Source organism: Microcoleus sp. BROC3, from assembly GCF_036702515.1.
Taxonomy (GTDB): Bacteria; Cyanobacteriota; Cyanobacteriia; order Cyanobacteriales; family Microcoleaceae; genus Microcoleus.
The window spans coordinates 64,491-86,907 of record NZ_JAUBTQ010000030.1 but is presented as its reverse complement, the minus strand read 5'-3'; the positions used below and the strand labels follow the sequence as shown (position 1 = coordinate 86,907).

At 45.6% G+C, this 22,417-nt stretch carries 21 protein-coding genes and 1 pseudogene; 10 read left to right on the top strand and 12 right to left on the bottom strand.

The features are described 5' to 3' along the window. The first annotated feature begins 36 nt into the window (after positions 1–36). Complete coding sequence (locus QUB30_RS19860) at positions 37–882, top strand: ABC transporter permease (RefSeq protein ID WP_333336671.1); 846 nt, start codon at positions 37–39, stop codon at positions 880–882. Between the two features lie 128 nt (positions 883–1,010). Here the strand turns inward: QUB30_RS19860 and QUB30_RS19855 are convergent, their stop codons facing one another. Together QUB30_RS19855 and QUB30_RS19850 are read right to left on the bottom strand one after the other, a co-directional pair. Beyond that, positions 1,011–1,829 (bottom strand): fatty acid desaturase, encoded by an 819-nt coding sequence (locus QUB30_RS19855; protein ID WP_333336669.1) that lies wholly within the window; start codon positions 1,827–1,829, stop codon positions 1,011–1,013. A 364-nt stretch (positions 1,830–2,193) separates the two neighbouring features. Continuing rightward, positions 2,194–3,006, bottom strand: a complete 813-nt coding sequence (locus QUB30_RS19850; RefSeq protein ID WP_333261682.1) for an acyl-CoA desaturase — start codon at positions 3,004–3,006, stop codon at positions 2,194–2,196. A gap of 80 nt (positions 3,007–3,086) precedes the next feature. Between QUB30_RS19850 and QUB30_RS19845 the strand changes: the two genes are divergently transcribed. Further along, positions 3,087–4,325 (top strand): methionine gamma-lyase family protein, encoded by a 1,239-nt coding sequence (locus tag QUB30_RS19845; RefSeq protein WP_333336667.1) that lies wholly within the window; start codon positions 3,087–3,089, stop codon positions 4,323–4,325. Positions 4,326–4,528: 203 nt separating this feature from the next. Here the strand turns inward: QUB30_RS19845 and QUB30_RS19840 are convergent, their stop codons facing one another. Next, on the bottom strand, positions 4,529–4,849 hold the full coding sequence (locus QUB30_RS19840; RefSeq protein WP_333336665.1) for a DUF2834 domain-containing protein: 321 nt from the start codon (positions 4,847–4,849) through the stop codon (positions 4,529–4,531). Positions 4,850–4,895: 46 nt separating this feature from the next. Continuing rightward, complete coding sequence (locus QUB30_RS19835; RefSeq protein WP_445300522.1) at positions 4,896–5,519, bottom strand: CatB-related O-acetyltransferase; 624 nt, start codon at positions 5,517–5,519, stop codon at positions 4,896–4,898. 311 nt (positions 5,520–5,830) lie between these two features. Between QUB30_RS19835 and QUB30_RS33915 the strand changes: the two are divergent. Next, positions 5,831–6,016 (top strand): annotated as a pseudogene (locus tag QUB30_RS33915) (transposase); the annotation flags it as partial. Positions 6,017–6,197: 181 nt separating this feature from the next. Beyond that, the gene (locus QUB30_RS19830) at positions 6,198–6,560 is read left to right on the top strand and encodes a hypothetical protein (protein ID WP_333336661.1); all 363 of its coding nucleotides are present in this window, start codon (positions 6,198–6,200) and stop codon (positions 6,558–6,560) included. 297 nt (positions 6,561–6,857) lie between these two features. On the opposite strand, the gene QUB30_RS19825 is transcribed toward QUB30_RS19830, so the two are convergent. Both QUB30_RS19825 and QUB30_RS19820 read right to left on the bottom strand, forming a co-directional pair. Continuing rightward, positions 6,858–7,448: a hypothetical protein gene (locus QUB30_RS19825; protein ID WP_333336659.1), complete on the bottom strand. Its 591-nt coding sequence runs from the start codon at positions 7,446–7,448 to the stop codon at positions 6,858–6,860. A gap of 237 nt (positions 7,449–7,685) precedes the next feature. Beyond that, complete coding sequence (locus QUB30_RS19820; RefSeq protein WP_333038060.1) at positions 7,686–8,075, bottom strand: DUF1830 domain-containing protein; 390 nt, start codon at positions 8,073–8,075, stop codon at positions 7,686–7,688. A 374-nt stretch (positions 8,076–8,449) separates the two neighbouring features. Here QUB30_RS19820 and QUB30_RS19815 point away from each other — a divergent pair, with 374 nt between their 5' ends. Together QUB30_RS19815 and QUB30_RS19810 are read left to right on the top strand one after the other, a co-directional pair. Then, complete coding sequence (locus tag QUB30_RS19815; RefSeq protein WP_333336657.1) at positions 8,450–10,030, top strand: photosystem II high light acclimation radical SAM protein; 1,581 nt, start codon at positions 8,450–8,452, stop codon at positions 10,028–10,030. A 461-nt stretch (positions 10,031–10,491) separates the two neighbouring features. Then, positions 10,492–10,962, top strand: coding sequence for a hypothetical protein (locus QUB30_RS19810; protein WP_333336655.1), 471 nt, complete (start codon positions 10,492–10,494; stop codon positions 10,960–10,962). Between the two features lie 133 nt (positions 10,963–11,095). Here the strand turns inward: QUB30_RS19810 and QUB30_RS19805 are convergent, their stop codons facing one another. From QUB30_RS19805 to ntcA, 3 genes are all read right to left on the bottom strand, one after another. Then, entirely contained in the window at positions 11,096–11,491 is a 396-nt protein-coding gene (locus QUB30_RS19805; protein WP_333336653.1) for a pre-16S rRNA-processing nuclease YqgF, read from the bottom strand. Between the two features lie 29 nt (positions 11,492–11,520). Next, positions 11,521–13,212, bottom strand: coding sequence for a DUF3084 domain-containing protein (locus QUB30_RS19800; RefSeq protein WP_333336650.1), 1,692 nt, complete (start codon positions 13,210–13,212; stop codon positions 11,521–11,523). A 77-nt stretch (positions 13,213–13,289) separates the two neighbouring features. Then, positions 13,290–13,955, bottom strand: coding sequence for a global nitrogen regulator NtcA (gene ntcA / locus QUB30_RS19795; RefSeq protein WP_006634020.1), 666 nt, complete (start codon positions 13,953–13,955; stop codon positions 13,290–13,292). Positions 13,956–14,284: 329 nt separating this feature from the next. Between ntcA and fabI the strand changes: the two genes are divergently transcribed. Beyond that, entirely contained in the window at positions 14,285–15,061 is a 777-nt protein-coding gene (fabI, locus tag QUB30_RS19790) for an enoyl-ACP reductase FabI (RefSeq protein WP_006634022.1), read from the top strand. A gap of 207 nt (positions 15,062–15,268) precedes the next feature. Further along, the gene (hisB, locus tag QUB30_RS19785) at positions 15,269–15,907 is read left to right on the top strand and encodes an imidazoleglycerol-phosphate dehydratase HisB (RefSeq protein WP_333336694.1); all 639 of its coding nucleotides are present in this window, start codon (positions 15,269–15,271) and stop codon (positions 15,905–15,907) included. Between the two features lie 46 nt (positions 15,908–15,953). Here the strand turns inward: hisB and QUB30_RS19780 are convergent, their stop codons facing one another. The 3 genes from QUB30_RS19780 to QUB30_RS19770 form a co-directional block, all read right to left on the bottom strand. Then, positions 15,954–16,904, bottom strand: a complete 951-nt coding sequence (locus QUB30_RS19780; RefSeq protein WP_333336648.1) for a PmeII family type II restriction endonuclease — start codon at positions 16,902–16,904, stop codon at positions 15,954–15,956. A gap of 70 nt (positions 16,905–16,974) precedes the next feature. Further along, entirely contained in the window at positions 16,975–17,814 is an 840-nt protein-coding gene (locus tag QUB30_RS19775; RefSeq protein WP_333336646.1) for a TdeIII family type II restriction endonuclease, read from the bottom strand. Positions 17,815–17,984: 170 nt separating this feature from the next. Further along, the gene (locus QUB30_RS19770) at positions 17,985–21,194 is read right to left on the bottom strand and encodes a glycoside hydrolase family 15 protein (RefSeq protein ID WP_333336643.1); all 3,210 of its coding nucleotides are present in this window, start codon (positions 21,192–21,194) and stop codon (positions 17,985–17,987) included. Between the two features lie 111 nt (positions 21,195–21,305). Here QUB30_RS19770 and QUB30_RS19765 point away from each other — a divergent pair, with 111 nt between their 5' ends. Together QUB30_RS19765 and QUB30_RS19760 are read left to right on the top strand one after the other, a co-directional pair. Next, positions 21,306–21,443: a hypothetical protein gene (locus QUB30_RS19765; RefSeq protein ID WP_333242846.1), complete on the top strand. Its 138-nt coding sequence runs from the start codon at positions 21,306–21,308 to the stop codon at positions 21,441–21,443. Between the two features lie 202 nt (positions 21,444–21,645). Beyond that, positions 21,646–22,377, top strand: coding sequence for a WecB/TagA/CpsF family glycosyltransferase (locus tag QUB30_RS19760; protein WP_333336642.1), 732 nt, complete (start codon positions 21,646–21,648; stop codon positions 22,375–22,377). The last annotated feature ends 40 nt before the right edge of the window (positions 22,378–22,417 follow it).

Below are 22,417 nucleotides of genomic sequence, written 5' to 3'. Positions count from 1 at the left end.
ATTAATTACCAATTACCAATTTCCCATTAGCAAGACATGGAAAATACCGCCGACAATCCACAGGAGGAAATACAAGCCGATATGTACTTAAAACCTAAATTTAAGGTTTCTTGGCAGGTGATATTTGCCGTTTTGATGTTTTTTTATATGTACCTGCCCATCCTGGTACTCACATTTTACAGCTTTAACAAATCGCGTTTTAGCGCCGGCTGGGAAGGATTTACTTTAGATTGGTACGTTAAATTATTTAGCGATACGCGGATTTTAATTGCCCTGAGAAACAGTTTAACAGTGGCTGTGTGTGCAGTTGCAATCTCGGCTGTACTCGGCACTTTGATGGCCGTTGGTTTAGCGCGCTACCGCTTTCCTGGGAAGAGTTTATATCAAGGAGTTTCCTACTTGCCGATTATTATTCCAGATATTGCGACCGCAGTTGCAACTCTGGTATTTTTAGCGGCGCTGGCTATTCCTCTGAGTTTGTGGACAATTGTCGCCGCTCACATTGTGTTTTGTCTGGCTTACATCGCTCTAGCTGTTTCTACTAGATTGGCAGATTTAAACCCGTATTTAGAAGAGGCTGCCTTGGATTTGGGGGCAACGCCTGTTGAGGCTTTTATTCAGGTTTTGCTGCCTCAATTAATACCCGGAATTGTTTCCGGTTGTCTGCTGTCTTTTGTCCTCAGCATGGACGATTTTTTGATTGCGAGTTTTACCGCTGGTAGCGGGACTACAACTCTGCCAATGGAAATTTTTAGCCGGATTCGGACTGGGGTAAAACCTGATATTAATGCTCTGAGCGTGCTGTTGATAGTAGGTTCGGGAGGATTGGCATTTTTAGCGGAATATTTGCGCGGCCGGGGCGAGCAAAAACGGGCTCATTAGTCATGAGTCATTGGTTATTGGTTATTAGTCATCAAAAAACCCGGTTTCTTAAAGAAACCGGGTTTTTGAAGCGGTAAGGTGCCAAGTACGAACCCTACAAAGGTTCTCGGTCTAGGACTGAATTGCTGCTATTTTGCTGCTGGTAATTTCACTTTAGTAGCCAAACCTAGTGCTTCCAAGACTTGAATTGTCATCCAAGTGAAGTCAATTTCCCACCATTTCATACCGTGACGCGCAGAGTATTGAAAAGCGTGGTGGTTGTTGTGCCAGCCTTCGCCGTAAGTCAAAACCGCAACCCACCAACAGTTAGTAGAACTATCTTCGGTTTCGTAAGTGCGGTAGCCAAATTTGTGAGTGGCGCTGTTAACAAACCAGGTGCAGTGATACACGAAAACTAAGCGGACAAAAATTACCCAAACTACAAACGGCCAGCCTGCTGCTAAGTAGAGCAAGACGCCAAATGCGATTTGAATTGGGAGAAAGTAGTTTTGCAAAAATTGGTAAAACGGGTCGCTCGAAATGTCTTTTGTGCAGCGAGAAATTTCAGCGTGAGCTGGACCTTTATATAGCATCCAGCCGATGTGACTCCACCAAAAACCCTTTTGGGCATTGTGAGGGTCGAGCGCATTTTGGTCAGAGTGGGTGTGGTGCAATCGGTGCAGCCCAACCCAATCAATTATTCCTCCTTGACAGGCAAGGGCTCCGCAAAATGCTAGAAAGTATTCTACGAATTTGGGTGTCTGAAAACTGCGGTGGGTGAGCATACGATGCCATCCGAGAGTTATTCCCAAACCGCCGGTTATCCAGTGCATGAATACTGTTAAACCAACTGCTGTCCAATTGAAGTTACTGGGTAGCAGTGCGAACACAGCGCCGATATGAAGTCCTGCTAAACTAATAACGTGCTTCCAATTGTATTGGAGTTTTTCTTGCGTTGCAATTGTCATTCTATTTTTGATTTCTGATTAGATGCCGAGCTGAATTCACCTATAAAAGTTTGGATTGAGGTAGTGAACTGTTTTGTTGAAGACTTACCCAAACTAATAAATAATGAAGGATAGATGTTGGATTAGGATTGAAAAAATTTACCGTTTTGTCTTAACAATAAAAATTTTGGATGCTAAACAAAATTTTTTGTTCCCAAATCTATTATAACTGATTCTGGTTTTGGTTGGGTCGATCGCACCAGAGGATGCGAGCTTACTTCAACCCAACCTGTACCCGATCGCAAAAAACAGGATTAGCCATTGGTCACGAGCCATTAGTCCAGAACTGATGACAGACAACCCATGACTAATTGCCGATCGCTATCTATTTTTCTGCTAATTTCACTTTGGTTGCCAAACCCAGCGATTGCAGCAGTTGAATGGTCATCCAGGTGAAGTCGATTTCCCACCATTGGAGACCGTGGCGAGCCGAGTATTGAAAGGCGTGGTGGTTGTTGTGCCAGCCTTCGCCGTAGGTGAGCAGGGCAACCCACCAGCAGTTCGTCGAGCGATCGCCCGACTCATAGGTGCGGTAGCCGAATTTGTGGGTAGCGCTGTTAACCAGCCAAGTGCAGTGGAACACCACCACGATCCGCATAAACACGCCCCAAACCACGAAAGACCAGCCGCCTAATAAATAAAGCAACACACCGAAGACAACTTGGATGGGGATAAAATATGCTTGGAGAAACTTGTATACTGGGTCGTCGCCGATGTCTTTAGTAAAGCGGGGGATTTCAACTCTGATCGGCAGATCCGAGAGCATCCAGCCCATGTGGCTCCACCAGAAGCCTTGATTGGAATCGTGGGGATCTGTTTCGGTGTCGGAATGTATGTGGTGTAACCGGTGCATTCCTACCCAGTCGATCGGGCCACCTTCACAGGAAAGAGTACCGCAAATAACTAGAAAATACTCTAGCCATTTCGGTGTTTGAAAACTGCGGTGGGTGACAAGGCGGTGAAATCCGAGAGTAATTCCTAAACCACCTGTTACCCAATGCAGGAATACTGCTAGCCCGACCGCAGACCAGCTAAAATTACTCGGCAGCAAAGCAAATAAAGCACCGATGTGCAGAAAGGCCATAAAGCCTACGACAGGCCAATCAGGAGAAGTTTTTTTGGAAGTTGCAATCGTCATGAATATATTATGTTTACAAACTAGGGGCCGCATCTACGCCATAATGAACAGCGCGCACGCAAAGGGTGAGCGAGGTATAGATGAATAGCGTTTCACGGCTACAGGAAGCAGAACAGGCACTCTTTCAGATTTTTTCTGGTATTGACACTACAGTCAAGCAAAATCTTCAACGAGTCTTAAAAGCTTTTCGCAGCCACCGGGTTGGAGTCCACCATTTTGCAGGGGTTACGGGTTACGGCCACGACGATTTGGGTCGGGAGACTTTGGACGGGTTATTTGCCGAAGTGGTAGGGGCAGAGGCGGCGGCTGTCCGGGTACAGTTTGTTTCGGGTACTCACGCGATCGCCTGTGCTCTTTTTGGCATCCTGCGTCCTGGTGATGAAATGTTGGCAGTGGCTGGTTCTCCCTACGATACTTTAGAAGAAGTGATCGGCTTGCGGGGGCAAGGTCAAGGTTCACTGCTTGAGTTTGGCATTAGTTACCGTGAGTTGCCTCTAACTCGCGAAGGAAGTTTGGATTGGCAGGCATTGAGATCTACTATTTCAGCAAAGACTCGTCTGGTTTTTATCCAGCGCTCTTGCGGCTATTCTTGGCGGTCGAGTTTGTCTATTTCTGAGATTAAAAAAATCGTCGCCATAGTCAAACATCAGAATCCTAGCACAATTTGCTTTGTCGATAATTGTTATGGGGAGTTTGTCGACGATTGCGAACCTACTGCTGTGGGTGCGGATCTGATGGCTGGTTCTTTAATCAAAAATCCGGGGGGTACGATCGTCCCTGCTGGCGGTTACGTCGCCGGGAGGGCTGATTTGGTGGAGGCGGCAACTTGTCGCTTGACGGCACCGGGAATTGGCAGCAGCGGCGGCGCTACTTTTGATTTGAATCGCTTGCTGTTTCAGGGTCTTTTTTTGGCTCCCGGGTTGGTGGGGGAGGCGCTCAAGGGAAATCATTTGACGGCTTATATTTTTTATAAGTTGGGTTATCGGGTGAATCCGATTCCTTTGGCTAAAAGACGGGATGTGATTCAGGCGATCGAATTCGGTTCTGCTGATAAATTAATTGCTTTTTGTAGGGCGGTTCAGCAAAATTCCCCCGTGGGTTCGTATTTAGATCCGGTGCCGGCTCCGATGCCGGGGTACGAGAGTCAGTTGGTGATGGCTGGGGGTACTTTTATTGATGGGAGTACGTCGGAGTTTTCGGCTGACGGGCCTCTCCGGGAGCCTTACGTGGCTTTTTGTCAGGGGGGGACTCATTGGACTCATGTATCGATCGCTCTTGAAGCTGCGATCGATGCTGTGGGCCCAGCAAATAAGTTGTAGGGGCGGTGCCTCTTGGGAGGCTAGGGGGGGTTGATTAACAGTTCCCTGTCCCCCCCTGAGTTTTGAATTAAAGAGTAGATTTTTTGCAAGAAGCTAAGTTTGTGATTTTTCACCGCAGAGGCACGCAGATTGACGGTGATGTTTGGTTTTCCGATTGTGTAGGTTTGGTTTAGCGAAAGCAAAACCCAACAACTACAAAACTCTCAAGGTGTTTCTTCAAGTTGGCGCTGTCGCATTAGGAGAAATAAAGGCAAACCAAGGGAAACACCCACCAGTAAGTTACTGGCAATATAAATCCACAAGTTTTTCATTTTTAGACGCGAACCTTTGCTAAATACAAAAGTAGCAAAAACCAGGGATGACACTATTACATCCATGCCGAAAAAACCCGAAATTTGATGGGCAAACAACTCACCGAAGAAAGCGTTAATATTCAACCCTTCTTCTAAAAGAAAGGGGACAAACTGGGAGTAGGGCAAAGCAGTGCCTAGAATACAGAAAATTAAGCAGGCAATTTTCAACATTTTTAAACCTCCACTTTGTTAATTAAAAATCGTTGGATTTGGGAGTTTACTCAGCATTGCTGAGTGCTTGAATATCGCTTTGCATAATTATGCTGACATTGCGCGAAATCTTGTCGATTTCCCAATCCCACCACCGAATTTCTAATAGTTGTGCAACTTCACCATCGCTAAAACGCTGTTTGATTGGATGGGCGGGGTTTCCACCGACAACTGTGTAAGCGGGAATGTCTTTTACTACAACTGATTTGGCGGCAATGACGGCACCGTCGCCGATTTTTACTCCGGGCATAATCAGCGATTCATAGCCGATCCAAACATCGTTGCCAATGACGGTATCGCCTTTACTTGGCAGTTCCATTAATAAATTCATCGCTGTTTCCCAACCATTTCCAAAGATGGGAAAGGGATAAGTTGAAATCCCATCTAGTTTATGATTGGCACCGTTCATAATAAATTTGACGTTGGTGGCGATCGCACAAAATTTACCAATAATTAATCGCTCGCTTCCGTAATTATAAAGTACATTTCTTTCAAAGTTTTCTGGATCTATTGGATCGTCGTAATATGAGTAATCGCCGACGATAATGTTGGAGGATTTAATGAAGTTTTTGATGAAGCAGACGCGCGGTTGGTCTGCGATCGGATAAGGTCGGTTGGGATCTGCCCCCATTTCTGTCATAAGTTTCAATCCTTATTCGTTAAGCTGCTGGATTTATGTACTGTTAATTCGACAGTCCTGGACGCACGCTTCCCCAAAAAACCAGGTTTCTAGTTGTCGCGATCGAGCGTATAGAACCCATTTGATATCTTTTGCGCGATCGCGTAAAATCAAGGCGGAGTAGATAAATTCAAGTGAGCTGGGGTGAGAAATGGGATATTCAAGCGATTTGACAGACTCATAGTGGGAAATAATCGAGCCTTTACTATCCCAGAAGAAGAAAACTCGACCCCCAGTGTGGACAAAGCGACAACTCCTTTTCGGGCATATTTTATCAGCTCAAAAACGGTTGTAATTGGGGAGATTTACCCAGAGATTTACCGCCATATTCAACAGTCTTCTGGCATTACCAAAATTGGTGTGAAGATGGCTCTCTCGAACGGATTGAGACACAATTACATAGCAAGGTACGCGAACAAGTCAAAAAAAACCGCAGTGGACGACTCTAATTATCATTGACTCCCAAGCTGTGAAAAATACTTGTAATGCCAGTATTGAGTCAAAAGGGTTTTGTTTCTATAAATGCACGAATGGCATCAAAAGACATCTAGCGGTAGATATACTAGGTTTCCCCTTCTTTACTCACTGTACTAAAGCCAGTGTATCTGATGACCCTCGGGGCTAATTGAAATGCTCACACATAACATCGATTACTTCAAATCTAAACCGGACGACCTGCCCAAAACCACAATCTTGTTGGATAATGGCTATCATCCTGAGAAACTAACCCAAGCTTTAGAGACGGTTTATCCAGAGATTATGACGAAGATTCAATTTGAACTTTCAGCTAAACCATCGAAAGCAGAAAAGGCGGCTAAAGGGCAATCTGGATTTGTGCCTGTTGCGGCTAGATGGGTAATTGAACGGTCAAATGCTTGGGTGGAGCGATGTAAAAGTTTAGTCAAGAATTTTGACCGGACACTCCAACGTTCCAACGCCAAGCTCAAGCTGTGTTTCATTCGGCTAATGCTCAAACGACTAGCTACCGCCTAAAAAGATATCAAATGGGTTCTATACAAAAAAATGTTACCTAAATTCTCTCAGACTCACTTCCTCTCGACAACTAACTATCTCTCTGTTTTTAATCATAGAAATTGTGTTCAACGGAGTCGAGCGAGCAGCATGATTCCTACCTATATTTGTCACCCCCCAAGCGCTGACATTGAATTTTTAGGGTGCAGCAAGCACCTTACTGCGCACTTACATTTAATTGGTAGGGTACTTGCTGCACCGTACGCTGAGAGAATTGCGCGCTTACATTTAATTGGTAGGATGCTTGCTAAGCGCACTTTAAAGATTACCTTTAAGCCCGATCGCATTTACAATCGTCCACGCATCTACCAACAGCAGAAGCAGCGTACATAAAAGTAAAATAAGATACATCCAAGGCTGCGACAAAGGGCGGACATCTCTAGTATCAATACCTGTTTTTGCTTCCACCAAACCGACTAATTTACCAAATCCAGCCACTCGCATTGGCAGCAAATAACCTTCTCCCGAATGACTCAAAAAATAGTAAACTAAACCTCCTTGACCGGTCGATCGAGGTTTGAGAGCTTTTACCTCAGTCCAAGGTAGCGACCAACCCTTGCGAAACAAACGCGGAAACCAGTTGGGATATGTGACTTCAATCCCTTCTTCGCTGACAATTACCCTTTCACTGAGTACGCCGTAGAGGCCCGCAGCGCCGACAACAATTCCCGCCCAGATTGCGGCGGGGGGAACCGGTGCTTTGGTTACTTCCGACAAAAAGGGCAAGGGAATTGTCAGGGCTGTGTACAAGCTCAACAGCGTGATTCTAATTAGGGGAGAAAGCCGGAATACCGCCGGCTCAAATACTGGGGCAGAAGATGGGGGAAATGCGATAGGTTTTGCTGACATGGCTGAAATTCGAGAAGCTGTTTAATGATATTTTTGCACAGTTGTCGAACCCGCCAACCAAACTCAGGGAAATAGGAAAAACCGGACAATCTTTGCTGTCGGGAGTTTCGATCTAAAATTCATTTCACAAACTTTGATTTTTAAGTGTTGAGTTTTTACCACTTTGCTGAAGTTGGAATTTTGAGCGCGGAGTTATCAATTAACTGACAATTTATAACTCAAAACTCACAACTCCGATTAATCAACGGCGGTTAGCGCCGGTACAGTCAAAGGTTCTGAGATTTCTCGGGATTTGGGGCGGCGGGCCATCGCTGTTCGATCGCCCTGAACTGCCTCTGGGGATCTGCTAGGATTGACGTTTGAATAGGGGCCTTCGTTAATCTGCAAGCGATCGCAAGGAATTTTATCCGACAAAATTGCACTAGCCATCATCCCGGTGTGAATTTCCAATGCTGCAGCCGGCATCGCTTCAAACACTAAGCGCTGTCCGGGAAACACCACTCGTTCAAAGTACCAGTTAGGAATGTTGGCGATGCGAGCAATCTGAATCTGACTGGTGGCGTTGACGTAGCAGCACAGAATCTTGCTGTCGGTGTCTGAGGGTACGGGGTCAAGAATTTGAGCCATAACTGCTGAGGGAGCCTTGCCTAAAAGTTTTAGTTATCTTCTCAGGCTAACACTAGGTGATCCCGCCTACTGTAAAGCCGACTACCAACTCCCTAATACATGAGAGACCGATCGTACCTAACTTAAACTCTAACCGGATAAATATGGTTTTTTTGACTCTGCGCTGGGATTTTAAGTCAAAATACGCTGTATTGACTTAAAAATTAGCTTTTTTCTGCTGCTGTCGCCGATCGACACCAACAAGCTCGGCCTTGAGCCAAATAGAAAAATTTAAGAATATTTAATGTCAAATTGCGAAAATTAGACATATTGTAAAGTTATATTAAAAGAATATTAACATAGCTGAAAAAGTTCCACTTTAGGATATGGCAATCATGGAAAATCGAGAAAACCGAGTCCTGTACGTTCGCCTCCCTTGCAATCCTATTTTCCCGATCGGAGTTGTGTATCTTTCGGATCACGTACACAAGCTGTTTCCCGATGTCCAACAGCGCATTTTCGATTTAGGCGCGGTGCCCCCCCTGGATTTCGCTAAAGCTTTGGATGCCAGCATAGACGAGTTTAAGCCGACGCTGCTAGTTTTCTCTTGGCGGGACATTCAAATTTACGCGCCCGTGGGCGGCAGGGGCGGCAACCCCTTGCAAAATGCCTTCGAGTTTTACTACGCCAAAAATCTGCTGATCAAGTTCCGGGGAGCACTCGGAGGACTGCGTTTAGCCGCGTCTTACTACACCGAACTCTGGCGCAATTTGGGACTGATTAAGCGCGGATTGAAGCGGGCCCGGAAATACCGCCCCGAAGCTCGTGCAGTGGTCGGAGGCGGTGCTGTGAGCGTTTTTTACGAGCAGTTGGGACGTAGTTTGCCGGCGGGAACTGTGGTTTCGGTGGGGGAAGGCGAAGCTTTGCTGGAGAAGTTGATTAAGGGGGAAGATTTGGCGGAGGAAAGGTGTTATGTGGTGGGAGAAACTGTGCCGCGCGCGAAGCTAATTCACGAAAAACCAGCCAACATCGAGAAAACAGCCTGCAATTATAACTACATCGAAACGATTTGGCCGGAATTTTCCTATTATCTACAAGATATGGACTTCTACGTGGGAGTCCAAACCAAGCGCGGCTGTCCTCATAATTGCTGTTACTGCATTTATACGGTGATTGAAGGCAAGCAAGTGCGGATCAATCCGGCGGATGAGGTGGTGGCCGAGATTCGGCAATTGTACGATCGAGGTATCCGCAATTTCTGGTTTACCGACGCTCAATTTATCCCAGCACGCAAATTCATCGACGATGCAGTTGAATTATTGCAAAAAATCATCGCCGCCGGCATGGACGACATACACTGGGCCGCTTACATCCGTGCGGACAATCTCACACCAGAATTGTGCGATTTGATGGTAAAAACGGGGATGAATTACTTTGAAATCGGCATCACCAGCGGTTCCCAGGAACTGGTGCGGAAAATGCGGATGGGCTACAACTTGCGAGTAGTTTTAGAGAATTGCCGCGATTTAAAAACCGCCGGTTACAACGATGTGGTTTCCGTCAATTACTCGTTTAACGTCATTGACGAAACCTTTGAAACTATCCGGCAAACTATTGCTTATCACCGAGAATTAGAGCGAATTTTCGGAGCCGATAAAGTAGAACCAGCGATTTTCTTTATCGGGTTGCAGCCGCACACAATTTTGGAAGAATACGCCTTTAAACAGGAGATTCTGCAACCTGGTTACGATCCCATGAGTTTGATGCCTTGGACAGCGCGCAAATTGCTTTGGAATCCCGAGCCTTTGGGTTCGTTTTTCGGACAGATTTGTTTAGAAGCTTGGCAGCGGAATTCCAATGATTTCGGCCGCGAAGTGATGGCAATTTTGGAGGAAAAACTCGGCTGTGCGGATTTGGAAGAGGCATTAACCGCGCCTGTGGAAATCAAAGACAAACAGTTGGCAGCAGTTAATTGATTACCAGGTTCGCAGTCAGGACGACGGTTATTTAAAAAATGGGAAATGGGAGCAAAAATGTATCTTCTGTTTCCCTTTTTATTATTCACTAAATAGCTAAGCGCCAATAAACATTACCGTGTAACTGAGTCAGTTGGCGATCGCATGGGAGGCGAGAAACCCGGTTCCTAGGAAAATCAAAAGTTTAGTAACGAGAAATATATGAAGAAACCCGGTTTCTCTGATCGGCGCGAACAAGTCATAAAATCTTAAAAATGTTCTGAATGCAAGAGATTGCTTTTCTTCGATCGCATTGACATACTTTATGTATTTTCACTGGTGTAGGGTGCACAGTTCGCACCTTACTTAAACCGACGGTGTACCGTGTTCCAGCCGCACATCACCTGTGAGATTAAATATTATTAATATCCAGCAAAGATCGCTTAAGATGTAATTATATAGGTAAAACCAGGAGTGACAAGATGTTTTATAAAGATAGAGTTAAGGGCATAAAAGGAGTAGGTCTAGTTATGGCGGGGATTAGTGCGATTCCCTTCGGGATAGCTTCGCTTCACGGCTTTTTGACAGCCTCAGCAAAAGCAACGGCACTAAATCAACCGATTGCGAAAGTTCGGGCGATCGCGCCGAACACTTTGGGCAATTATCAACCGCTGCAAATTTCTCAAGTTGAGGGATGTCCCAGGGCCGAAATGGTGCAATTTTTCGCAACGCCCAACTTTTCTATATACATTTGCAAAACCCAGGAAGGCAATATTTTTTACCGCGGCCTCAGCAAAATAAATGGCAGCCAAATCAATGTCATGCAAGTAACGACAGGTGACGACGGAACTTATGAAGCGACTAACGGCAATATTATCTATTCAATTAACCCCGAACGCCTGCAAGTCCGGCAGAATGGTAAGGTAATTTTGACCGAAGCTGTCATCAAGTAACACTAACTGTTATTTAATGATAAATTCACTAAATTTAGGGTGTATTTTATTTAAGTTAAAAATTCAAGAGTCGCCCAAACATCTTGATTCCTTAATAATCAAAGAGAATCAGTGGTAACGCTTATAAAATAGACTAACTTTTGTTTAAATACCTCTGAATGAGGACGATCGCCACAATATCGTCCACCGGTCTCGGCGGCGTGCGCATTCCCTTCGGAATCAAGCGGTCGAGTCCCGTCGGAGGGTACATTTGCCAGTAGCGTTCCCTCGCTTCTAAACTGCTGTACCTCTCATCCACCTGAACAATTTTGAGCGCAGGCGACAAACTCTGCGTCAGTTTTTGTTTCCAACTCTTAGAAGTCGTTTGATCTCCGATCACCAATAACTCAATCGAAAACTGTTCGCACAGAGATTGAATAGTAGATATAGCTGCTTCCGACAGCACAACTTGATGGTAGCAGACGTTTTTATCTCTACCCATTACAGCTATGCCGCATTTGTCTTTACCAGGATCGAAACCTAAAATCATAGCCAGTTACCCATTATTAATTACCAAATTTATTTTTTAATTTTCAAGTCTCCTTGGCCTTGTTTTTGTTGTCCGGTGCGGAACACAACGGCTCCGTTTTCAAGAGCAACTAAATCTATTTTAAGCGGGCCGGCGATGTAAGTGACATCTGCGGCGATCGCCTGAACGTCCACCGGTTTCTCGTACTGCTGCAATCGCTCGATAAAATCCGCTAAAGTTTCAATCTGACTGTCGGCAACTTGGACTCTACCGCCGACAACGCCGATCAGGCGAGCGCGAAATTGACAAGCTTCTATCAATTGCAGCAACTGCAGCCGCACCTGTTCGTCGGTCAAAGTCACCGGATCGACAGCAACCCCTGCAATCACATCTCCAGCGCGGAAAACAACTCGATTGATTTCTGCTTCTGCAAATACCTTAATTACCTTTTCTTCCCGCAGGTAATTAGCGCCGGCGACAATTCGCACCACGTAGTCTTGACCGTCTTTAATCTGACTAATTAGTTGATCTATTTCTGCTTTAGTAATTTGAATAACCTGCTCTTTAACCTTCTTATTCTCCGGTTGCATCAGTCCGACGGTGGTTTTATTTGCTTCTTGCAAGAGTCGATCGATCGCGCCACTTGCCATACCGGGTTCAATAATGCGAACGACGCCAGCAGCTAAAATTTGACCGCGCCTGATGGCAACTGTACCCTCGCGGATTGCCTGAAAATCGCGTTCCAAAACTTGCACTTGCTGCTGCAATAAAGTTTGTTGCTGTTCGAGTTGAGCTTGTTGCTGTGCCAAGGTTTCTAAGAGTGCTTCCCTCTCGGCAATTACTTTGTCGCGCTCGACAATTATGCGATCGCGCTCGGCGAGATTTTGCACCCGCTGGGCAATTTCCTTGTCTCGCTGGGCAATTAGTTCGTTGCGATCGACAATTTCTGTGTCTCGCTTGGCAATTTCTGCGTTTCGCTTGGCAATTTCTGCGTCTCGCTGGCCTATTTGAGTTTTTACCTGCTCTCGCTGCTCGATTAACTGTTGGCGTTCCTCTTGCAGTTGGGCGATTTCCGATCCTAAAGTCGTTTTTTGATCGGAAACAGTTTTCAATTGGTTCTCGGTGCGATCGAGCTGAGCTTTTGTACTCGATCGGGCCGTTTCAACCAGTTTCAATTGTTCTTCGGTGCGGGATTTAGCCGCTTCCACACTGCTGAGCTGTTCTTCTGTCTGAGATTTAGCCGCTTCTACCTGACTTAACTGCTGTTCAGTTTTAGACTTGGCTGCTTGCACGCTGTTGAGCTGAGCCCGCAGCGAGTTTAATTTTGTTTGCGTCCGAGCTTGCTCGGCATTAGCGGCTTGGAGGGATTGATTAATTTGCTCTAAATTGGCTTTAGCTTGCGCTTGAGCGGCTCTGGCTTGAGCTAATTCAGTTTCAACTCGATTTTTTTCTTGAGTGGCCTGGTTGATTTCTCTGCGGGCGTTGTTGAGCCTTTTTTGAATCTCGTCTATTCTAAAAACTCCGGTTCGCAGCGGCTTGCTAGTCGCAAACAAAATACCCAGAGTCAGTGCTGACAGGATGCTACCGGCCATTACTGTCACAACAACAGCAGTATCGCGGGGGCGAAGTTTGAACAAGCTCAACCTTGCCTTGCCGACTTTCGTCCCAAGGCGATCGCTGACAGTGGCGATCACACCCCCCAACACTAAAATTACAAATACCAGGATGTATCCAGCAGTCATTCCGATTTTAGATTTTGGATTTTGGATTTTGGATTGAATCTAAAATCCAAAATCCAAAATCCTATACTTTCTCGGCATCAAGTGAATTGCTGGCTTAAAGCCACCGGGTTGTGGACTGTGATCTTTTTCTTGTGGATCGAGATCATGGTTTCTTGTCTGAGATCCCCGAGCAAACGAGTCACAGTTACCCGTGTCGAGCCGATCGCTTCGGCGATCGCCTGGTGGGACAGCTTCAAATCTATCGTAATCCCCTCTGTACCGGGCACGCCAAAATCCCGGCACAGAATCAGCAAAAAGCTGACGAGTCTCGAACCCATATCTCGGTGAGCCAGCGTTTCGATCATCATCTCAGTTTGCAAAATCCGAGACGACAGCCCCCGCAGCATCACCATCGACAATTCCGGGTCTTCCTTGAGCGCTTTCTCGACTTGTTCGATCGGCAGCGAGATCAATTCCACCGGCGTAAAGGCTACCGCGTGGTAAAACCTGTCCGATCGGTGTCCCGTAATCAGAGACAGCACCCCAAATACGCTATTTTCGCGCAGGAGGGCAACTGTAATTTCTTCCCCTGCTTCGTACACCCTGGACAGCTTCACGGCACCTCTAATGAGAACGTAGACGCGCTCAGCCGGGTCTCCAGGGAAAAAAATTGTCTTGCCCCGTTCAAAGGTTTCCACAATGGGTGGAAACGCCCCGCCGCTGATTTGGCGGAACACGGCTGCTAGCGGTCTATCATGCGTCACGACTAGATCCTTTGTACTAATCAATACTTTATAACTTGCGGATTAACCTTATTGAGTAAATATACTTCCCAACCTCCAATATGCAAGGATTCTGTTACTTCCATCTAATGTTAAGGTAAACACACGCTGTATGATTAAATCTAGCCCTTCTCTTAACTTTTTCAATTCCGCCTCCATGTAGCTCCACAGCAAAATTAATATCAATTGTGTCTCAATTGTGTCTCAATTGTGTCTCAATCAGTTAAATCTGAATCAGTTGTGTCTAAACTGGCGGGGTTGTCGCATAGAGCCAATGAGAACGGTGCTAGTTGCTTCTAGAAGAAATACAGATGATAGATTTGACCGGAAAAAATGCTCTTGTTACGGGCATTGCCAACAATCGCTCGATCGCCTGGGGCATCGCTCAGCAGCTCCACAAAGCTGGGGCCAACCTCGGCATAACTTATTTGAAGGACGAGAAAGGCAAGCACGAGCGCAAAGTCGCTGAACTGGTGGAACCGCTCAATCCCAGTCTGTATTTGCCCTGCAATGTCCAAGACGAGAGCGAAATTGAGTCTACTTTTCAAACCATCGCCGACAAGTGGGGCAAGTTAGATGTCCTGATCCACTGTCTGGCTTTTGCCGGCAAGGACGAACTTTCGGGAGATTTCACCAACACTTCGCGCCAAGGTTTCTCCAATGCTTTGGATATTAGCGCTTACTCGCTGGTGCGGCTTTGTGCTGCTGCTAAACCGCTGATGGCCGAGGGCGGCAGTATTGTGACCCTGACTTATTTGGGCGGCGTTCGGGTAGTTCCTAACTATAATGTGATGGGAATTGCTAAGGCGGCTTTGGAAATGAATGTTCGTTATCTGGCTGCTGAACTGGGCCCGTTAAATATTCGGGTAAATGCGATTTCTTCGGGTCCGATTCGGACTCTGGCTTCGTCAGCAGTTGGCGGTATTCTGGACATGATCCACCACGTTGAGGAAGTGGCCCCGCTGCGGCGGACGGTGACTCAGCAGGAAGTGGGAAATGCTGCGGCTTTTCTGTGCAGCAATCTCGCTAGCGGGATTACGGGTCAAGTTTTGTATGTCGATGCCGGTTACGAAATCATGGGAATGTAACAGTTGTCGAGAATTTTGATTTATGTAGGGGCGGGTTGAGACAATAAACTTTAACTTTAACAAGTAAGTTTTATGCAAAAGCCGCCCCTTTCGAGAGTTTTGAGTTTTGCATAATTCTCTTAACTAAACACTTGAGAATCAGCGCTGATCAAGCTGTAATCTTCAATTACTAATTATCAATAACTAATGAATGACCCATTGCGAATTATGGAGATAATCGATCGCCCTTCTCTACCTCCTACAAGTTCAGTTCAACCAGCTAGGGCCGCCTTGGTGAAACGCACGACACTGGAAACGGATGTCACGGCCAGCCTCAATCTCGACGGTGTGGGAACTTGCAAGGCGTCTACGGGGATTCCGTTTTTAGACCATATGTTGCACCAGATTGCTTCTCACGGATTGATCGATTTGGACGTGCAGGCGATCGGTGATTTGGAGATTGACGACCACCACACGAACGAGGATGTGGGAATTACTTTAGGCCAAGCCCTAGCAAAAGCTGTCGGGGATCGATCGGGCATTTCTCGCTTCGGGCATTTCATCGCACCTTTGGATGAAGCTTTAATAGAAGTAGTGCTAGATTTTTCGGGACGCCCTCACTTAAGTTACAGCTTGGAAATTCCCAACCAGCGGATCGGCACTTACGATACCGAATTAGTGAAAGAGTTTTTTTCGGCGGTGGTGAACCACACTCAAATGACACTGCACATTCGACAGTTGCAGGGGGGAAATTCTCATCACATTGTGGAAGCCGCGTTTAAAGCATTTGCGCGAGCTCTGCGGATGGCGGTAGAAATCGATCCGCGGCGCGCCACTCGGATTCCGAGTTCTAAAGGGGTTTTGTAGTTTGGGGTTTGCAGTAGCGCTTCTGGGCTACTGCAAAAGCTGTTACTCAAAATATATCTGCTATATAGTTAAAAACACCTTGACTTCCCTCACCGTACTTTCCGATAAATTCAGCGATTAGTCGATCGCTACATCTTTCTATAGCTTCATCAATAGAACTTTGTGCTAAAACTTGACGAGCCGACTGACGCAAAACTTCAAACAGATTCACAGTATAGCGAGTATCTTCACTGACAAAATCCCACAGTTCTCGACCTATTAAAGTGATCATTTCCGAATTTGGCAAAATTTGCTTCAGCAAACCAAGAGTGACAGTTTTATTAGTTCTTTTGCCGTAAGCTATACCAATATAAGCGCGATCACCCTCGTTAATTTTTTCCTCAATTTTCGCAGCCCAATATACTATCTGGTCTTTATCCATATCATTCGGGCCACTTTTTACCTGTATCCAGCATTTCTCGCCATCACTGGTAGTTTTAATTGCGTCCCATCCTGACTCTTCCGGTGGACTTTCTGCACTTTCAGAGCAAGATATCAATAGTTTTTGAATAAAAAATCCCATTGAGGTGACAATAAACCTAGTAGCAGTCATATAAACATTAAGCCTGACAACTTCTTCGGGAGTGTCCAGATTTAACGCCCTGATTAAAAACGGGTTGGGATGAATTTTCCCTAAAGTCAGATTTTCAACCATAGCTAGCTGTCGCCCAGTAAAATCCCGACAAATACTGGCTAAAAAATTTTCAGCGATAGTAAGTTGCAGCGAAAGGTTGCCTGAAGAGATAAATGCTAAAATTCGTTCAATCTCATCGGGAGTAAATCTGAGCGCTGTTTTGCCAGATATGCTGCTAATGCCGTTTATGAGCGTTTCTGCTTGTAAGTTAAAAAATTCTTCTAAATCCGCAAAGTGACTGGCGAAAGATCGAGACTTTCTGGCAGGCAATCCTACTTCTTTTTCTAAAACAAAGGCTAATAATTCATGAAGTTGCTCTAACACTTTTATTTATCCTAAACTATTTTAAATGTTAGTGAACTGAAAAGAGAAAGCTGAAGAAACTCATACTTTACTAAAATCCAAAAGCAAGAGCATCAAGCATATGCTTACCCTTCTCCCGCCCAACTTCTTGATATATATCCAAAAGTTCTTCGTAAGCAGTCTCTCCGCCTATAATATTCCAAAACTCATGCCCCATAATGACAGCTTGTTCAAAGGGCGTGTACTTCCTTGCCACTGACCATTTATAGTCTGAACGATTTGGCCCGTAAGGATTGTAAGCCATCGCATAATAAGATTGAGCGTCGGGGCGAGACAGTCCGCACAGTAAATGATATCTCAGCAGTCGTTGAATTACCTCCAAGCATTGTCCTTTGTTGGGTTTTGACCCTTTAATTTCAAAGAAAAATTTCCTCCCGTCACGGGATAGCACGTACAAATCTGCTTTGACCGATCGCCTAACTAAATGGTTCGTTTTTTGAGCCTCAAGAACAGCTTCTATCATTTCTTCAAAAGCAGGTTTATTTGCATTTTTGTCGGCTGACTGCTCAAATAGTGCTATCTGACGCTCAATTTCATTGATAGCCTCTATGCTAACTTCGCCAGAAATTTCATAGCTTCTGCTTGCTTCTTGGTGATGTTCCAAAGCAATGAGTTTTGCACATTCTTCATAAGTTGTGCCCAAGCTGCTGCTGAAACCTCTTTCAAACTCGTTAATCCGCAGCAACTCTGAGGGCATAATAGCAGCCTGAAACGGTTTCAATTGACCTTTAGAGGATTTGCATGATAAATATGCTGCTGGAATATCAAGTTTTGGTATTAGGCGTCCTCTGTATTCATTGACAAGATTTTCGATGAAAACTTCTAAGTATGCTTTGATTATGACGCGGGTAGTTGAGCTAATGGCTGACATTATTTTACTGCAAATATTCAGTTGACTAGACTTGTTGAAAACTGTAATACCAAATCCAGCTTAAATATCTCCCTTATTTCTTAGTCCGCAGAGGCAGACTTCGTTTGTGTAGTTGCGGTTTCAACCGCCGAACTATCGAGGGGTAGCTTGTATTAACCACCCCACTCAATCTATCCAAACTTCGTCAAAAATCGGAAAGCATCGAGTACGTGACTCGCGCAAACGTAAGGCGAAGTGTTGTAAAAAGCTTGCCAAGCAGCCGCTTTATCTTCGTCGTATTTATCTGCTCTTTCCAAGTGTTTACCCAGCCAATTCAGCCGCACCGCGTGACCGACTAATACATCTAAAACGATGTATTCTTCTACTTGCAACTCTGGGTTACGGTGGCCAATCGCCGCCAACTCCATCAGCGCCTCTATATTGACTTGTCGGTATTCCGGTGCCACAATCTTATTCAGCAAATGCTCGATTTGTAGCGCAAAATTCTTTTCGCCAGGGGTCATTTCCGATAAAATGATATGGCTATCTAACCGATTTTTGCGCTCTAATTTGTCGCCAATTATCAAGCCTTTGCAGTGCCGCAGCAGTCCCCAAACACTCGGATAAAAATCCTTCGGTACGCGATTGACAGTACCTTCCATTTGCCGCTTCCGCCGCCATCCTCCCGCAGGCATTTGCGGTTCTTCGGAAACAGGCGCTACTACCCATTCAATATCTTTTTCCGCCTGTTTGACGCGCAGGGATTCTTGCTGTTTGAGGATTTGATTCATTTCCTCGTATTCTGTCAACACTTGGCGCAGGCGATTTTTGATTTCAAAAGGACTTAGCTGCATTAAATGTTCGTAAGCTTCATTCTGCGTCACTCCTAATTCGCGGGCTAATTCGCTTGTTAAAAGCAGAATAAAGTAGCTAACTCTCAGTGTCAGCAGACCTTTAAATAATTGCGGTTCTGCTTTAATTAGGACGCTGAGATAAATTAGAATTTCTTGGGTGAGAACTCGATCGCGAATATCTTCTCCGCAGAATTGGCGAATTTTGTCCATCACTTCCGTATAAGAACCCGGCCGCGAAATTATCGAATCTTCGCTGTAGGCTTTCCCCACAGCAATCTGTTTTTGCCGCACCAAAATGTCTGTCACTGCATCGGACAAGCTGATATCAACTTTGTCCAGCAAACCTGCGGCATGGCGGATGACTGCCCATTGGATTTTCGATTGCGAACTTTCTCCAGCTTTTGTATAAACTTCGTTGAGCAAATCCACAACTTTAACTATTTCTTCCGCACCTCCAAATCCTGTATCAAAATTTAATCCTTTGAGGCGAACTAACGTGTGCAGCAACTCAATTTGTTCGTACAAATTTTCTGAATCGCGCAGGCTATTTAGCAAGAATTGAGTATTAGTTTCGCACTCTAATTTAAATTCTTGCGTGTGACCCAAAGGCCAAGTTTTTTTAGGATTGTAAGTGAGATAGCTTCTGGTTTCTACTGCACCTGTAACTGGAGACTCTGTGAATTCAAAATCGTGCATGAAATCAATTCTCTCGGTACCTGCCGTCAGCATTAACTGATTGAGATTTCCCAGTTTGACAGGCGTATTTTCCGAGTGTCCGTCGCGGAGTTCCTTCATTAATTCCAGCAGCGCTTCCCTGCCGGTTTCCAGCATGGTATGAGTCAGCATCAGCGTTACCGTAGGCCGTCCCAACTGATACCAGTGGCGGTGAATGTGAGCTATTTCGCTTTTGATTTTAGATACTAGGAAATGGTAGTCTAGAGTTAGATAAAATTCTTGTCTGTCCAAAAATGAGGGAAGAAAGACGATCGCCTCTTCGCGAATTTTAAACACCCGAGAAGTTGTTAAACTCCGCAGACGCCGCACGGGGCGGCCGGTTAAACCTAATGGGTCGTTGCGTCCAATTTGCGTGTAAATAGCTGATAATTCTTTTGTCTGGCGGACTTGAATTGGTTCTACCTGTTTTGGGGTTTGCGCGGCAATGCCGTTGGTGGCTAATTCTGCTTGCAAATCTTCGTCTTCAGCTAACAGTGCAATTTGCACTAAAGGTTCTCTGTGCGGGCCCACTGACAAATGCCTTCCCAGCGGGTCGATATCGCCAACTGCGATTAATCCTTCATTTAGCAATTGACCGAGAAAATACAGACTTTGCGCCCAAACTAAGGGAATATTTTCATTGGGCAAGCGCTGCTGGCTGCGGGGATTTAGCTTTTCTGCTTCTATATTTTCGGCGGGGACGTAGTACAATTCGGGTAGCAGCGGCAAACCAGAGCGATCGACTGCTAGAGATTCCAAACGCTGCTGGTACTCTTGCGCTTGGGCTTGATTTCCCTGAAATATGCCGTCCAAAAGCAAATAAGTGAAAAATAGCGGCCACTCGCATTCAATGTGCTCGAACTGCCTTAATTCTGTCGGTTCGTAGTGCAGGCGATCGGCATCTTCCAACACTGTTTGGTGTCCGTCCCGCAGAAACCGCTTGCAGCCGTATTTTCCTTGCAACTTGTCAATAATTTTATTCCGAGTCCGTTCTATTAATTCTCGGTCTTCCACAGCAAAAGCCGGAAAACTAATCACGCTCAATAAAGCGGCATCTACTTCTTTTGAACTAGATTCGCGAGGCAAAAGCGATTCCAAAGTTATGCGACTTCTGGCAATTTCGTCTGGCAAAACGTGAATAACAGATGCTTGAGAGCCTTTAATTCCAAACAAATCCAACCCATTTATTGCTTCCAGCGCTGCTTTCGCCATGCCAACTGAACTGGCGTTCAATTCTGCATTGCCGCGATTAATTTTATGACCTCTTTCCCAAATTCCGTAATCGGGCGTGCGGTATGCTCTACCGATGTAGTAAACTAAATTTTGCACGAAATTGACTTCATCAATTGTAAAAATTACGTGCAGCCCGGAAGCCGTCATTTGAGCAAGTATTAACAAATATATAGATGTCGCGTCTAACTGTAAATGTCCCCATTGGTCATCGCCGACAACAATACTTCCAGTTTGAGTATTGTATTTAGCGTGCAACGCATCTAAGGGCGATTGAGTATTTTTAAAACTTTCTACTTTGTTTGCTTGTTGCATCATCGCAAACAGCAAGCCTCGCATTAGTTTGACTGTGCTATGTTCGAGTTCAAATGTTCTGCCCTGATCTCCATCAATTTTGCGGTAAGCTAAACCCAAACCCCAAACCGCGAGAATGCTGTACACGTTGTCGCGCACCCAGGCATCGGTGTAGTCGCCGTGAGCGTTAACGGCGGTACTCGCCGGCAGCAAACCAGTAATTGGATTTTGGCGCTTGAGGATGATGTTTTTGATTTGCTGGTAGTAATAATCTAACCTGGTTTGCCGCTGGGTTTTTGCGATCGCCATTTCGTTTTCCTTGTTTTTCCTGATGCGAGCCGAATTGCGGTGAATAGACTTTTAAATATATCAGAGTTCAGATTATTTCTCAAGTTTTGCAAACACAACAAGGTGATTGCCATGTCTAGCCGCAACAACAATAACAACAGCGTTCCTTTCGTAAAAATTGTCTACTCTACTGTGAAAATTAATGGTAAAATTGAGCTAGTACCGATGGAATGGTACGCTGACGGGTCGGTCAAAAAAATTGAACACTAATGCTCGATCGCACTTGGCAGCCTAACTCAAATGGACTTGCGCGCCGCGTACAAAAAACCCGGTTTCTGGGCCACGGAATGATGACTTAACAGAATCTTTGTGGCACAAACCGGGTTTTTTGCGTCCAAAAGTAGTCTAGCATCGATCGCCAATCTAAGCTAATTTAAATAACTAGGTGTGTAGGAATCTCAAAGAAAAAAATATGGATCGATCGCAGCCGCAATTTTCAGTGCTGGGACTACCAGTTCACATATTAGATGATTATGCAGGTTGGCTGATGCAGCGCCTGCATCAAGGGTTGGGAAGTCACGTCGTGACGCTGAATGCAGAAATGGCGATGCAAGCCGAGCAAAATCCGGCTTTAGCGGATGTAATCCGCAAAGCGGAACTGGTGATTCCCGACGGTTCGGGAGTGGTGCTGTACTTGCGGATGCGCGGCAAACCGGCACAGCGCTATCCGGGGATTGAATTAGCAGAATCGCTGCTACAAAAAGCCGGAAAATTGCCGGATTCGGAACCACTCTTTTTCTTTGGAGGTTCCCCCGGAGTGGCGGCTGCTGCGGCAGAAAATTGGCAGCAAAAAGTTAACGGATTGTCGATTGCTTCTCAACACGGTTATCTTTCCGCAGATGAAGAGAAAGACTTCCGTGAAAGCCTCAAAAAAATGCAGCCAAAACTGATTTTTGTCGGCTTGGGAGTGCCGCGCCAAGAATTTTGGATTGCCGAACACCGACACCTTTGCCCTCAGTCAATTTGGGTGGGAGTAGGCGGCAGTTTCGATATTTGGGCGGGAACAAAAACTCGCGCGCCGGCTTGGTTTTGCGACAATCATTTAGAATGGCTGTACCGGCTTTATCAAGAACCTTGGCGGTGGCGACGGATGTTGGCTTTGCCACAGTTTGCCTTGAAAGCTTTGGGGGATTTTCGAGCTTAAAAGCTGCCACAATAAAATAGGTTCCTCGTGAGAACTTTAG

Excerpts from the sequence above, each read along its gene's own strand:
- QUB30_RS19830 (WP_333336661.1), top strand. The coding sequence starts at position 6,198 with ATGCTCACACATAACATCGATTACTTCAAATCTAAACCGGACGACCTG.
- QUB30_RS19835 (WP_445300522.1), bottom strand. The coding sequence starts at position 5,519 with ATGGGGGCAGATCCCAACCGACCTTATCCGATCGCAGACCAACCGCGC.
- QUB30_RS19825 (WP_333336659.1), bottom strand. The coding sequence starts at position 7,448 with ATGTCAGCAAAACCTATCGCATTTCCCCCATCTTCTGCCCCAGTATTT.
- QUB30_RS19815 (WP_333336657.1), top strand. The coding sequence starts at position 8,450 with ATGGAAAATCGAGAAAACCGAGTCCTGTACGTTCGCCTCCCTTGCAAT.
- QUB30_RS19760 (WP_333336642.1), top strand. The coding sequence starts at position 21,646 with ATGGATCGATCGCAGCCGCAATTTTCAGTGCTGGGACTACCAGTTCAC.
- QUB30_RS19860 (WP_333336671.1), top strand. The coding sequence starts at position 37 with ATGGAAAATACCGCCGACAATCCACAGGAGGAAATACAAGCCGATATG.
- QUB30_RS19770 (WP_333336643.1), bottom strand. The coding sequence starts at position 21,194 with ATGGCGATCGCAAAAACCCAGCGGCAAACCAGGTTAGATTATTACTAC.
- fabI (WP_006634022.1), top strand. The coding sequence starts at position 14,285 with ATGATAGATTTGACCGGAAAAAATGCTCTTGTTACGGGCATTGCCAAC.
- hisB (WP_333336694.1), top strand. The coding sequence starts at position 15,269 with ATGGAGATAATCGATCGCCCTTCTCTACCTCCTACAAGTTCAGTTCAA.
- QUB30_RS19765 (WP_333242846.1), top strand. The coding sequence starts at position 21,306 with ATGTCTAGCCGCAACAACAATAACAACAGCGTTCCTTTCGTAAAAATT.
- QUB30_RS19850 (WP_333261682.1), bottom strand. The coding sequence starts at position 3,006 with ATGACGATTGCAACTTCCAAAAAAACTTCTCCTGATTGGCCTGTCGTA.
- QUB30_RS19775 (WP_333336646.1), bottom strand. The coding sequence starts at position 17,814 with ATGTCAGCCATTAGCTCAACTACCCGCGTCATAATCAAAGCATACTTA.
- QUB30_RS19840 (WP_333336665.1), bottom strand. The coding sequence starts at position 4,849 with ATGTTGAAAATTGCCTGCTTAATTTTCTGTATTCTAGGCACTGCTTTG.
- QUB30_RS19805 (WP_333336653.1), bottom strand. The coding sequence starts at position 11,491 with ATGATTTTAGGTTTCGATCCTGGTAAAGACAAATGCGGCATAGCTGTA.
- QUB30_RS19845 (WP_333336667.1), top strand. The coding sequence starts at position 3,087 with ATGAATAGCGTTTCACGGCTACAGGAAGCAGAACAGGCACTCTTTCAG.
- QUB30_RS19810 (WP_333336655.1), top strand. The coding sequence starts at position 10,492 with ATGTTTTATAAAGATAGAGTTAAGGGCATAAAAGGAGTAGGTCTAGTT.
- QUB30_RS19820 (WP_333038060.1), bottom strand. The coding sequence starts at position 8,075 with ATGGCTCAAATTCTTGACCCCGTACCCTCAGACACCGACAGCAAGATT.
- QUB30_RS19855 (WP_333336669.1), bottom strand. The coding sequence starts at position 1,829 with ATGACAATTGCAACGCAAGAAAAACTCCAATACAATTGGAAGCACGTT.
- QUB30_RS19800 (WP_333336650.1), bottom strand. The coding sequence starts at position 13,212 with ATGACTGCTGGATACATCCTGGTATTTGTAATTTTAGTGTTGGGGGGT.